This is a genomic window from Bradyrhizobium sp. UFLA01-814 (assembly GCF_046718885.1).
GTDB lineage: Bacteria > Pseudomonadota > Alphaproteobacteria > Rhizobiales > Xanthobacteraceae > Bradyrhizobium > Bradyrhizobium elkanii.
In genome coordinates this window covers 1-13,098 of the sequence record NZ_JAQOSR010000086.1, presented here as the reverse complement: position 1 = coordinate 13,098, position 13,098 = coordinate 1, and the positions used below count along the sequence as shown (strand labels likewise).

Annotated in this window: 10 protein-coding genes; 5 read left to right on the top strand and 5 right to left on the bottom strand. The window is 62.3% G+C overall.

Features of this window, described 5'->3' with window-relative positions:
- On the bottom strand, positions 1 to 1,005 hold the full coding sequence (gene deoC / locus PMN64_RS24490) for a deoxyribose-phosphate aldolase (RefSeq protein WP_411782466.1): 1,005 nt from the start codon (positions 1,003 to 1,005) through the stop codon (positions 1 to 3).
- A 258-nt stretch (positions 1,006 to 1,263) separates the two neighbouring features.
- Here deoC and PMN64_RS24485 point away from each other — a divergent pair, with 258 nt between their 5' ends.
- Positions 1,264 to 2,058, top strand: a complete 795-nt coding sequence (locus PMN64_RS24485; protein WP_028339628.1) for a DeoR/GlpR family DNA-binding transcription regulator — start codon at positions 1,264 to 1,266, stop codon at positions 2,056 to 2,058.
- Positions 2,059 to 2,139: 81 nt separating this feature from the next.
- Here PMN64_RS24485 and PMN64_RS24480 read toward each other — a convergent pair whose 3' ends face one another.
- From PMN64_RS24480 to PMN64_RS24470, 3 genes are all read right to left on the bottom strand, one after another.
- Positions 2,140 to 3,291, bottom strand: coding sequence for a substrate-binding domain-containing protein (locus PMN64_RS24480; protein WP_411782465.1), 1,152 nt, complete (start codon positions 3,289 to 3,291; stop codon positions 2,140 to 2,142).
- Positions 3,292 to 3,392: 101 nt separating this feature from the next.
- The gene (locus PMN64_RS24475; protein ID WP_411782464.1) at positions 3,393 to 4,385 is read right to left on the bottom strand and encodes an ABC transporter permease; all 993 of its coding nucleotides are present in this window, start codon (positions 4,383 to 4,385) and stop codon (positions 3,393 to 3,395) included.
- Positions 4,382 to 5,962, bottom strand: coding sequence for a sugar ABC transporter ATP-binding protein (locus PMN64_RS24470; protein ID WP_411782463.1), 1,581 nt, complete (start codon positions 5,960 to 5,962; stop codon positions 4,382 to 4,384). Before PMN64_RS24470 ends, PMN64_RS24475 begins: the two co-directional genes overlap by 4 nt.
- Positions 5,963 to 6,222: 260 nt before the next feature.
- On the opposite strand from PMN64_RS24470, the gene PMN64_RS24465 reads away from it, so the two are divergent.
- Positions 6,223 to 8,055: a PQQ-binding-like beta-propeller repeat protein gene (locus PMN64_RS24465; RefSeq protein ID WP_411782462.1), complete on the top strand. Its 1,833-nt coding sequence runs from the start codon at positions 6,223 to 6,225 to the stop codon at positions 8,053 to 8,055.
- 1,169 nt (positions 8,056 to 9,224) lie between these two features.
- Here the strand turns inward: PMN64_RS24465 and PMN64_RS24460 are convergent.
- The gene (locus PMN64_RS24460; protein WP_411782461.1) at positions 9,225 to 10,046 is read right to left on the bottom strand and encodes an LssY C-terminal domain-containing protein; all 822 of its coding nucleotides are present in this window, start codon (positions 10,044 to 10,046) and stop codon (positions 9,225 to 9,227) included.
- A gap of 671 nt (positions 10,047 to 10,717) precedes the next feature.
- Here PMN64_RS24460 and PMN64_RS24455 point away from each other — a divergent pair.
- The 3 genes from PMN64_RS24455 to PMN64_RS24445 form a co-directional block, all read left to right on the top strand.
- A complete protein-coding gene (locus tag PMN64_RS24455) occupies positions 10,718 to 10,996 on the top strand; it encodes a hypothetical protein (RefSeq protein ID WP_411782460.1) in 279 nt (92 codons plus the stop codon).
- A 419-nt stretch (positions 10,997 to 11,415) separates the two neighbouring features.
- Positions 11,416 to 11,805, top strand: coding sequence for an Ig-like domain-containing protein (locus PMN64_RS24450; RefSeq protein WP_411782459.1), 390 nt, complete (start codon positions 11,416 to 11,418; stop codon positions 11,803 to 11,805).
- Positions 11,806 to 11,923: 118 nt separating this feature from the next.
- Positions 11,924 to 13,098: ABC transporter ATP-binding protein (locus PMN64_RS24445; RefSeq protein ID WP_411782458.1), on the top strand; the 1,175-nt coding region annotated here is incomplete at its 3' end.

The following is a 13,098-nucleotide window of genomic DNA, read 5'->3' as shown; positions in this document are numbered from 1 at the left end:
TCATCCCACGGGGTGGCGATTGAAGGCCGAATAGTGGCCGGTCACGTGATGCTCGAGCTGCCGCTCGATATCGGCGAGCAGGCTGGAGGCGCCGATGCGGAACAGGTCCGGCTCGAGCCAGTCGCGTCCCAGTTCCTCCTTCATCAGGAACTGGTAGTTGAGCACGTCCTTTGCCGTCGAGATTCCGCCGGCCGGCTTGAAGCCGATCTGGTAGCCGGTGCGCTCCTGATAGACGCGGATCATCCGCAGCATCGCGAGCGTCACCGGCAGCGTCGCGTTGACGCCTTCCTTGCCGGTGGAGGTCTTGATGAAGTCGGCGCCGGCCATCATGCAGACCATCGACGCCTTGGCGACGTTGCGCAGCGTCTTGAGATCGCCGGTGGCCAGGATCGTCTTCAGATGCGCGTCGCCGCAGGCGGCGCGGAAATCCCGCACCTCGGCGTAGAGCGCCTGCCAATCGCCGGTCAGCACGTGCTCGCGCGTGATGACGATGTCGATCTCCTCCGCGCCGTCGCGGACCGACGCCTCGATCTCCTTCAGCTTCAGATCGTGCGGCACGAGACCTGCGGGAAATCCGGTCGAGACCGCAGCGACCGGGATGCCCGATCCGTCGAGCGCTTCGACGGCCGTCGCCACGAACCGATGGTAGACACAGACCGCGCCGGTATGCAGCTCGCGGCCGGCAAAGCCGAGCCGCTCGAGAACGTCGCCGCGCACCGGCGCTTTGGCCTTGGCGCAGAGGCGCTTCACCCGTTCGGTCGTATCGTCGCCATTGAGCGTCGTCAGGTCGATGCAGGTGATCGCCTTGAGAAGCCACGCCGCCTGCGCGTCCTTCTTGACCGTGCGCCGGCCCGGCAGGCTCACAACGCGGCGTTCGGCGGCCGACAGATTGATCCTGATCCCGTCGATCCAATCCATCTCGAGCGCGCGACCACTGTTGCGCGGGAGCTGATGCCCGCTGCCCGGGGAAGGCGGCTGCGCGGCCAACGGGGACCGATTCTGCATGAAGACGCTCTGCGTCATGAAGGCGCCGTGCGGTCCTAGCGAATCGACGAGATCGCCAGATAGACTGAATGTGTCGATCGCAACATGTGATCCTCCCTGACCTTGCCGCGGGGTTTACCGACCGCCCGAGGACGACATCGTCCCCCGACCTTCGATCAGCCCGCCAGACTGGATGTTATTATTGTAACAAATCGACGTTGATAAACTCACAACATTGTAAGATCATTGTCAATCGGATAAGCAAGCCCGGCGATTAAAATGGCTGAAACATCGAACGCACGACCAAGCGAGACGCGCGTGCAGCGCCTGCAGAGGCTGCGCCGCGCCGTCGAATCGAGCGGCACGCTGCATCTGAAGGACGCCGCCGAGCTCCTCAAGGTTTCCGAAATGACGGTTCGGCGCGATCTCGCCGGGCCGGACGCCGCGCTGGCGCTGCTCGGCGGCTACGTCGTCAATGCGGCGTCGCCGACCGGGATCAAGTACGCGTTCGAGCAGGAGATCGATCAGCACACCCAGGACAAGCGCCTCGCCTGCCGGTCTGCCGCGGCCTCGATCAAGGAAGGTGATACGATCTTCATCGATTGCGGCACGACAATGCAGTCGCTGGCGGACTGCCTGCCAGAGGACCTGCCGCTTTCGGTGATCTGCTATTCGATGAACGTGGCGTCGATCGTGACGCGACGGCCGGCCACGCAGGTGATGCTGATGGGCGGCCTCTACCATCCGTCGTCGCAGTCCTTTGCGTCGGACGACGGCTTGTCCTATCTGCGACGGCTCGGCATCAACAAGGCCTTCATCTCCGCGGGCGGCGTGCACTGGACCCGTGGCGCGAGCTGCTCGAATTTTCACGAAGTCGCCGTCAAGCAGGCCGTCATCGAGACCGCGATGGAGAGCATCCTGGTGATCGACGCGAGCAAACTCGGCAGTCTCAAGTCGGCATTCTTCTCCGACATCGGCGCGTTCTCGCGGATCATCGTCGGCGGCACGGCGTCAGCGGACATGCGCAAGCACTTCCGCAGCCTCCCCGTCGAATATGTGACCAGCGCAACCTGATCCGAGCGGGGGCTGGCACGCCCGGATCAGGCTGCTCACGATGCGCGGGCTCGCGGGACCACGCATCGAACTCCCGCCTGCTTAGTTGCAGGCAGGCTTCGCCTTGTTGCAGGCGTCGGTCAGTTCCGGCGGCGGCTCCTTCTTGAACACGGTCTTGTAGGATTCCAGCACGTTGGACTGCGTCACCGGCAACGACTGCACGCCGATCCAGCCGGGCGTTTCCTTGCCGAGCAGCGCATTCATCATGGCCATCGCTTCGGCGACGCCCTGGTCATAGGGGCGCTGCGATCCGGTTGCCTTCAGCGGCCCACCCTTGGCGATCTCGATCGCCGATTGCAGGCCGAGGTCGACGGTGGTGACCGGAATGTCGATGCCCTGCGCGCGCATCGAACTCAGCGTATCGAGCGCCGGCTGGTCCCAGACCGCGAACAGGCCCTTGATATCCGGATTGCCGGTGAGGAAGTCGCCCGCGATCTGCGACACCTTTGGCGGGTCGGTGAAGTCGACCTGCTTCATCTTGATGTCGGGACGATTCTTCTGCATCCACTCGCGGACACCCTTGGTGCGCTCGTTGGTGCTGAAATAATCGACGCCGAAATTGACCAGGCCGATGGTGCCGCCCTGCGGCATGCAGGAGGCCAGGATCTGGGCCGCGATCTGGCCGTTGCCCTGGCTATCCGCCGAGACCATGGACGCATATTCCTCGGGATGCTTCAGTCCGGTCGGGATGCTGTCCATCAGCACGAGCTTGATGCCGGCCTTGGCGATCTTCTTGTAGGTCGGCGCGGTCGCGGTGAAATCGACCGGGATCGAGATGATGCCGTCAGGATGCTGCTGGATGGTGTTCTCGATATCGGCGATCTGCTTGTCGACCTGATATTCGGCGGACGCGACGCCGGTGACGGTCACGCCATACTTCTTCAGCGTATCGGTGATGCCCTGGATCTGCAGTTGCGCCCAGTCGAGATTGACGGTCTGCATGGAGATGCCGACCTTGAAATGCTTCTCCTTGATCTTGGCGGCATCGGCGTCCGACAGCGCCAGCACCTCGGGCGAGGCGGCCTTCTCGCCATGCGGCCCCTGACCGACGATCGATTTCGGTCCAAGCGTCGCGAGATCGACGCCCTTGACGCAGGTTGCAGGCACTTCGGCGCGGGCCGAGGGGGCGATCGAAATGGCCGTCGCCGCGATCAGCGCGGTCAGCGGCAGGGTTTGTCGCAAGATTGGCTTCATTGTTTCCTCCCGTTTTGGTCGCCGATTGACCGGAGGCCGGCGACCTTGCCCCTACCCTTGCAACGCCTGACCTTGCGGCCCATGTGCTGCACCATCGTGCTCTAGCGTTTCGTGAATGCGACCGCGGCCACGATGATCGCTCCCTTGATGACGAGCTGCAGCGGCGAGCTGACGCCGAGCAGCACGAGGCCGTTGTTGAGTGTGCCGATGATGAGACTGCCGAACAGCGTTCCCAGGATGTAGCCGCGCCCGCCGAACAGGCTGCAACCGCCGAGGATCACGGCGGCGATGACGTCGAGCTCCATGCCCTGCACGACGTCCGGCCGCGCGGCGTGCGAGCGCGCGGACAGCACCAGCGCGGCGAGCCCGGCGAGCGCGCCGGTCAGCACAAAGGCCGCGGTCGTCACCCATTTGGTGTTGATGCCGGAATACAGCGCTGCGGTGGGATTGCCGCCGACCGCATAGATGCGGCGGCCGAACACGTTGTAGTGCAGCAGCAGGATGCCGACGATCATCGCCACCAGTGTCCAGGCGATCGGAACGGGTATGCCCAGGAACGAGCCTTCGCCAAAGATCGCGAAATAGGTCTCGTTGGTGATGATCACCGGCTTGGTATTGGTCACCATCATCGCCAAGCCGCGCGCCATGCTCAGTGAACCCAGCGTCACCAGGAACGACGGGATCGAGAGCTGCGTGGTCAGGATGCCGTTGAGCAGCCCGACCAGCGCGCCGGTGCCGAGCCCGGCGACGGCGCCGACGATCCAGCTGTTGTTGATCTGGCTCATGGCGAGCGCCGTGGCCATGCCGGACAGCGCCAATGTCGATGCGACCGACAAATCGATCTGGCGCGCGATGATCACAAAGGTCATGCCGACCGCGATGATCGAGACCAGCGTGGTCTGGCGTCCGATGTTCAGGAAATTGTCGACCGACAGGAACCAGGGCGAGGACAGGCTGAACACGACCAGCAGCACCACGAAGGCGATGTACAGCATGTAGGGCCGCTCACCCCGCAGCAGGTTCTGCAGCAGCTTGCGGCGTCGATCGGATCGGGTCGACGAGGCAACGAGGTTGGGCGCGGTCAGTTCGGTCATGCGTGTAGCTCTTGCAATACGCCTTGTTCGGAAGCCTGGTAGATCTGCAGCAGATGATGGAGCTCTTCGGCATCATCGATCTCCCCGCGCACCAGCGTTCGCGCCACGCGTCCATCGACGATCACGGAGATGCGGTCGCAGAGCTCGATCAGTTCGACGAGGTCCGACGAGACCACCAGGACGCCGGTGCCGTCGCGGGCGGCATTGCGGATCACGCCGTAGATCTCCTCGCGTGCGCCGACGTCGACGCCGACCGTCGGCTCGTCCAGCAGCAGCAGGCGCGGCCGCGGATCATTCCATTTTCCGAACACGACCTTCTGCTGGTTGCCGCCGGATAATGTCCTGACCAGGCTCAAGGCGCCTTGCGCCTTCACCGACAGCCTCGCCACCGCAGCGTCGGCACGCCGGGCGGCGGCGCGCTGCTGCATGAAGCCCCAGCGCGAGAAATGCGGAATCCGCGGCAATGTGATGTTGCGCTCGATCGAATGATCCAGCACCAGGCCCTGCATGTGCCGGTCTTCCGGCACCAGCGCAACGCCATGGTCGATCGCATCGGCCGCGCCGTTCGGCAGCCACGGCCGGCCCTCGATCGCCAGTGTGCCGCTGTCGACCGGCCGAAGGCCGAAGATGGTCTCCAGAATCTCGGTGCGCCCGCTGCCGATCAATCCGGCAAGGCCGTGGATCTCACCCTTCATCACGGACAATTCGACGGCCGACAGGCGGTCGTTGGACACGCCCGACAGCGACAGAACCGGCGACGGATCGAACGAACGCGCGGGCGCAGGCTCGGCGCGCGACACCGCGGGCGCCAATCGGTCGGTGCCGATGATGGCGTTCACCAGCCGCTTCATGTCGGTCTCGGCGGTGACGAACGTGCCGGCATTGGCGCCGTCGCGGAGCACCGTGACACGCTGCGAGATCTCGAACACCTCGTTGAGCCGATGGGTCACATAGATCACGCCGACGCCGCGGCGCGTCGCCTTGCCGATCGCGTCGAACAGGATACGAACTTCATCCGAAGTCAGGGACGATGTCGGTTCATCGAGGATCAACAGGCGCACCTCGCCCATCAGTGCCTTGGCGATCTCGGTCATCTGGCGATAGGCGAACGGCAGCGAGCCGACGGTTGCCTTGGTATCGAGGGGAATGCCGAGTTCGCTCAGGAACGCCTCGGCCCTGGCCATCAGTTCGCGCTTGCGGACAAAGCCGAACCGCGTACGCGGCTCGCGGCCGAGCAACAGGTTGTCGGCAACGCTCAGCGACTCGACGAGACTGAGGTCCTGATAGACGACGGCGATGCCCGCCTCGCGCGATCTAGCCGGACTGTCGAACGTCGCTGGTTTGCCGGCGATCTCGATCGCGCCGCTGTCGGCCGCATGGACGCCACTGAGGATCTTGATCAGCGTGGACTTGCCGGCCCCGTTCTCGCCCAGCAGCGCGTGCACCTCGCCGGCCCGGACCTCGAGGTTGACGTCGCGCAACGCCCGCACGCCGCCGAAGCGCTTGTTGATGCCACCGACCATCAACAGCGCCGTCGACGGCCGAGGCTCGGCTGCGATCGAACCGGACAATTCCAAATTTTCCTCCCGTCGCCCGCGCGAGGCGCTGGTACGATGGTGACATGTTGTTATTTTTGCAACTTATTGTGTTATAATTCTATCACATCGACCGACCTGTCAATGGGAGATCGCGCCGGCGGGCGCTCGAATTGGAGGCGGCGGCGATCGGATCCTGCACCGCCATACGTGCTGCCGGCCACCGCCAGGCACGATGCAGCCGAAAGGTTGTGCTACGCTGCAATCACTCTCTTCATCAAAGCCAACGCCGGTGAACCACGATGAAACTGAGTGCTGCGATTGCCGTCGCCCTGATCTCCTCTTGCCTGCCTGCAACAGCGCAGCAAGGCCGTGCCGACCTCTACGCGCAACGCTGCGCGCAATGTCACGACAACAGCAATACGGGTGTTCGCGCGCCGAGCCGCGCCGCGCTGCAATCCAGATCGTTCGACGAGGTGCTTGGTGCGATCACCACGGGCCCGATGGCATCCTTCGCGCAAGGACTGAGCAGCGACGAGCGGGCGGCGATCGCCTCGCTCGTCACCGGAAAGGCCGCTTCGCTCGCGGCAACCGAGAGCGCGGGCGAATGCACGAAGAACGAGACCGGCTTTCCGCAGCCGATCGACGGGCCGCGGTGGAACGGTTGGGGCGCGGATATCAACAACAGCCGGTTTCAGCCGGCGGCTATGGCCGGCCTCGCGCAAGACCAGATCCCGCGGCTGCGTCTGAAATGGGCGTTCGGGTTTCCTGAGACGTCCAACGCCAACGCGCAGCCGGCTGTCGTCGGCGGCTTGCTGTTCGTCGGTGGCGGCGACCGCAAGGTCCACGCCCTCGACGCCAAAAGCGGCTGCACGCGCTGGGCGTTTCCGACCGAGGCGCCGGTGCGGACGGCCATCAGCTTTGCCCCGCTCGACAACGGCCAGCCTGCCATCTTCTTTGGCGATGTGCGTGCCAACGTCTACGCCCTGAATGCCGCGACCGGCAAGCTGATCTGGAAGAGCAAGGTCGACGATCATGTGGCCGCCCGGATTACCGGTGCGCCGGTGTTCTATTCCGGCGTCGTCTATGTCGGCGTTTCATCGATCGAGGAGGCCATCGGGTCTCGTCCCACCTACCAGTGCTGTACGTTTCGCGGCAGCGTCGTTGCGCTGAAGGCCGAGACCGGCGCACAGATCTGGAAGGCCTACACGATTCCGGAGGCACCGCATCCGACACGGGCGAACGCGATCGGGACCCAGCTGTTCGGTCCGGCCGGCGCGTCGGTCTGGTCCGCGCCGACGATCGATGTGCAGCGCCAGGCGCTCTATGTCGCGACCTCGAACAGCTATGCCGATCCGGCAACCGACACCAGCGATGCCATCCTCGCGTTCGATCTCGCGACCGGCCGAATGCTGTGGCATCAGCAAGCCACGCCGAAGGACAGCTTCATCGTTGCGTGTTTCGGCACCGATCAGAGCAATTGTCCGGAAGACCGCGGCCCCGACCATGACTTCGGTCAATCGCCGATCCTGGTGAGCCTGCGTGATGGACAGCGCGTGCTGGTGATCGGCCAGAAATCCGGCGTGGTCCACGCGCTCGATCCCGACCACGAGGGCAAGATCCTGTGGCAGACGCGGATCGGCAAGGGTGGCGCGTTGGGCGGGACCGAGTGGGGTTCCGCCGCCGACCAGGACCGAATCTATGTCGCCAATTCGGACGTACGATTTCTAAGGGACGGCACGCGACGTCTGAATTCAAGCGAAGGTGGCGGCCTGTTCGGGCTCGATCTTGCGACCGGAAGGATCGCGATGCAGGTGGCGCCGGTGGCCTGTGGCGACCGCCCCCAGTGTAGCCCCGCGCTCTCCGCGGCGGTCACCGCCATTCCCGGCGTCGTGTTCTCGGGCGGCGTGAGCGGCTTCCTGCGCGCCTACGCGACCGATGACGCACGGCTGCTCTGGGAAATCGACACCGCCCGCGACTACACCACGGTCAACGGCGTTGCGGCCCATGGCGGCGCCATGGACGGACCCGGCCCGGTCGTCGTCGACGGCATGCTGTACGTCAATTCCGGCTACGCGCAATGGAGCGGGCTGCCCGGCAATGTTCTGCTGGCCTTTGAAGTCGGCAACCCCTGACAGGTATTTGCGCCGGCAAGCTGAGCACTACTCGCGGCGGGCTATTCGTGCTTTGATGCCGGACAGGATCAGTCGAGAGGTCCGAAGGGAGACCGTGTGGTGATTGGTGACGTGCTACGCAACATCACGTCAGGGGCCGTTACCCTCGCGCGCTCCAATGGTCCCGAATCGCCGATAGGAGGGACCGGCGTCCCGAAATCGACCGACATGGCAGCCGCGCTTCAAATCGATGCGCATGTCGTTGCGCACGAAAAACACAGAAACTATAAGTGCTTGAAAGAATGGTCGGAGTGGCAGGATTCGAACCTGCGACCCCTGCGTCCCGAACGTAAGTAGCAAACGAAAACATCAACGAAAACAATGAAGTCTGTTCGCAATTGACCACCCTTATCGCCGTTTGTTCACGGCGTTTCGGTGGTCAATCGGTGGTTGGCCTCGATGCGTTAACGTTCAGTGCAAGCGCTAAGCTACTAATTGGTCGGGGTCGAGCCGCTCGGCGTCGGGGGTTCGAGTCAGGGGACCGCTACCTCGCTAGATCCACTATCTCCGAAGCCCTATTCTCCTACCGGAGGGCAGCCTAACTCGCGACGTGGGCCCTTGGTAGTTCGCCAAAAACCGCCGTCCACACGCAACCCCTCGCTGGCGAGAAGTGGGCTCACCCAGATGTCTCACCTGCCCGCGCCCCGGAACGGCTTATTCGTGGCTCGTCCCTCCTACCTCGCCCGGCGCGGCGACGGTCGCTATTTCCTGCAGATTCGGTTGGCGAAACAGGCGTCAAAGCTCGTGGCGGGGCAGAGTCGGTTGTGCAGTTCGCGATCGATTTCCTCGGCGATCCTCGCATGAACGAACTCACCGAGGAGAAGTGGAAGCTCCTTGACGATGCGCTTCCGGACATTCCCAACCGCCATCCATGACCGCACGGCGCGACGCGTGGACGAACACACCTCGGTTCGTCGATATTCCTCCCGTCCACAATCCGTTAGCCCATAATTGGCGTCACGTCAGGAAGGCGCGCTACGCAATTTCTAGCCGCGACGTTGCGCTGACGCCACGGTCGACGCCCGTACAACAGCGCTGACGTTGCGCATTGGTGATCAGGCCATTATTTCGGCTACGGCACCATTTCGCGCCTCACCGACGATCTTCGCGCGGGTCTAAAGCGATAGGCTTTAAGGTTTTCCAGACAGTTGTTGGCTGACCGCACTGCTGATTCCGTGCCAGACTTGGTCCTTCAACGCGATCAGCTTCGGCGGTGGCAGCGTTGTCGGTGGCCCGATTTGTCTGACGCCGCCAGCCACCAGAGTGGCGACCTCAATTTCGCCGTCTGTGTAGTAAGGATCGCCTTCGCCGTTTCGGCCAAACAAGGTGGGGCCGATTCCGGCAATCTGAAAAAAATTCTGAGCCATGCCCGCTTCGCGCAGATCGCGCATCAAAAGGTCACGTTCGGCATCGATGTCAGGGCCAATGTGATGGGTCACCTGCCCGGTGTCATGGCTCAAGCCTACTCCGCGGTCGAAGGTCACTGAACCGAGCCAGACGGGACGGCCGTCGATTCCCTTGTTGAGGACCTGCCAGAATCGGACGTGGTGCCGCCGGTCGGCACTTTTGCCCTCGGGTTTTTCGAACGCGAGCTGTTCCTTCTGTCCTTGGTAATAGAGCGGACTGACAGGCGCATCGTGATATGGCCGGTCAAGCACCACGCTACCGACGATCTCAATGCTCGTACGCAGGGTGATGGGGTCTGCCGGAAACCAGCCTGCCTCATGCATGGCGCGGAGCACGTCTTCTTGGCTGCCGACGAGTCCGACATTGAGCGCATCGCCGGGGATGCCGCTCGCAGTGCGTGTCACCATTGGCAAAGGAGCGAGACCTGGCTCGCGCTCGTGGTGGCTCCACAAGGCGGGCAGTATGACATAGGCCAGCATAAGGTAGGCGAGAAGCCCGCCCGCCGCAACGACCCACCATCGCCGTCTATATGCGACCCGTTTCATGCGTCGCCACCAAAAATTTGGTTCGAAAGCTTTTGCTGCCGAGGGCAACCACAAACAAGATCACGAAATATCGATAGGCTGTCATGGCACACCGATTTCAACAGTGCCTTCTACCAAGAAATCACGACCTTCGCTCCACCTGCTGGCTCTGACCGCGCGCAAACGTCCGCGGGACCGAACCAGGATGCGTTGCATCTGCTACAGATCTTGAGAGAAGTGGTCTTTGACTATGCAAAAACGGCAAGAGCAGTTAAGCATTGGCCAGAACCGAAAATTGTGACGCGGAAAACACAGTCTCCTACGAAGGACGCCTCAGCTGGGTAAGCTGCCGATTTTGCATAGACGCTCTGTGGTAGCATTTACTCGCTTTTCGGAGTTCTCACCACCGGATTGCTCTTCCGTTGTGACAGGAGGGCGGCAGTAGAGTGGGGATCAGTAGATGCGGATGACGGGCGTGAAGTCGGTATCGACGGCTGGTTTCGTTTGGCGGTTGGGCGCGGCAGCTATTGCCGCTTCGCTCGTGCTTCCCAATGATGCGGCGCGAGCCGATGAAGGCGGTGTTTCGTTCTGGCTTCCGGGACACTTCGGCTGTCTGCTTCATAAACGTCCGATACGATCATGATGCGCCGCTGCATAACTGAGCACGTCGCGCGAAAGGGAGGAGCCTAGCCATGTGCAAGCTTCTTAACTCGATACTGGTCGGAGCTGCAGCTCTTGCAGCTTGCTCATCGGCAGTAGCTCAACAGGCGATGCGCGGAGAAACACCACAGAACGTGCTCGCGGCGCAGATCCGGCTGCAGGGCTTTGCGTGCGACAAGGCGCTTGGCGCGACGAGAGACGTGAAGCGCTCAAGACCGGATCGTGATGTCTGGGTCCTCAAATGCAGCAACGCGACCTACCGGGTCAGTCGCGCACCCGATATGGCTGCAACAGTGGAGCCGCTTCCGTGAATCTGCCGGCGCGCTGTGGCCGCAACGGTCTCAGGATGCGCAACCCAGCAGTTCACCTTGCACTACAAGGACCGGGTCAGGCCCCCTGCCCAGATCCCAAACGATTCCTCCAGCCCGATCACACTTCTCCCGCGGGTGGAGTTTTCCACGCGCCGTCGAGTAACGAAGTTCGCTTTCGTCCCACCAGTGCATGCGCAACATAAGAATGAGTTAAAGGCGCATCTGACTGCATCAGGATCCGTTCACAGACCACCTGTTCGTGTGCCGGGGTCGCACTCAGGCCAACCGGACCGCAGCGCGGACCGGCCGAACAATCGCGCCTTCTGCCGAAATTGCATAGCGCGCAGAGCGGATTGGAATATTTTTCCTAGATCGGGCGACGGTGTGGCGGTTCGCTCGGACCTTGGCGGAGTACGCAAATGACACACATGGCTCGGGCGTGTTCAGTGCTGGTCGCAGCTATGTTGAGCTCCCTGGCTGCAGCGACGACCGCATTCGCCCAAAACGTTCCTCAGTGCGTAGTGTCAGGATCACCACCGGCCGGCTGGGGCTTTAACTCAATAGGCTATATCGAGATTGCTTCCGGCAGTAGTTGCGTGTTGAGCTTCAATTTGGCCGGCGAAATGCAGAGTTCTGACGTTTCACAGAATCCGGCACACGGCACCTTGCAACAGCTCGATGCATCTTCTTTTCTCTACACCTCGCAAGCTGGATACAGTGGCGGCGATAGTTTCTCCATTCAGGCGACCGGCACGAGTCAAACAGGTTCCGGCTCGTCAATCGTCACTATCAACGCGACGCTACAATAACCTCGGAGACTAGCGCCAGCTTGCACGCGCCCCGCCTGGCCTAACTCCTCGACCATCTGCCATAGCGGCGCAGGTTCGTTACGCACATGATCGCACGAAGTTGGAGGCCGTAACCGACATGTTGCTGAAGACGATTGCCGCCGTCGTTTCGTGCGCCACCGTGGCGCTCAAAAAGCCGCACGAGGGAAAGAGGCTCACTTCGATGGTTCTGGGGTTGCTCAAGCCGTACCGGGGCTGGCTGCTCATCGTTTTCGCCGCCATGCTGATTGAGATTGCAATGAGCCTGGCGGCGCCCTGGCCACTAAAGCTGGTTCTCGATGACGCTCTGGGACGGCACCAATTGCCGGACTGGCTGGCTTGGGCGCATGATTACGGGTTCGGACGACACACCGCGGGCGTCGCGCTGTTTGCCGGCGCAGCAACCCTGCTCATCGCCGTCGTCGGAGCGATCGCGACCTACATCGACAACTACTACACCACCAGCGTTGGCCAGTGGGTTGCCAACGATTTGCGCGTACAGATCTACACGCATCTGCATCGACTGTCGCTGCGCTACTACGACAACGTCAAGACCGGCACCCTGATGTCTACGATAACCAGCGATGTCTCGACCATCCAGGATTTCGCATCGTCCTCGACACTCGATATCGTCGTCGATCTCATTACCATCCTGTTCATGCTTGGATTGATGTTCTATCTGGATTGGGATTTCACGCTGATCGCCGTAGCGCTTGTCCCCTTCCTGCTGGTGTTTCTCTTTCACTTCAAGAAGGCCGTGAAGGAGGTGACGCGAACCGTGCGCGCCCGGCAGAGCGAGATTGTTGCAGTCGTACAGCAGGGAATCGGATCGGTTCGTGCAGTAAAGGCATTTGGCCGGCAGGACCTTGAGATAGCGCACCTGGAAGCCGCAAGCCACGCCACGGTGGAAGCTGCGCTGAAGGCGCGCCAGATCAAGTCCTTGATGTCACCGACGGTGAGCATTGTTGTTGCGATCTGCACCGGCATTGTCCTTTGGAGGGGGACGTCACTGATCGTTGCGGGCGCCCTGACGGCCGGAGCGTTGACGGTCTACCTCGCGTACCTGACCAAATTCTTCAAACCGGTAAAAGACCTAGCGAGCATGACCAGCACGATCGCACAGACGACCGTTGCGCTGGAGCGCATTCAAACGATTTTGTCGGCCGACGATGTCATCAACGACCCTGTGGACGGCGTCGATCCTGGACGGGTCAAGGGCGCCATCAGCTTCGATAAGGTGGCCTTCGCGTATGACGACGCCCCGATACTACGAGA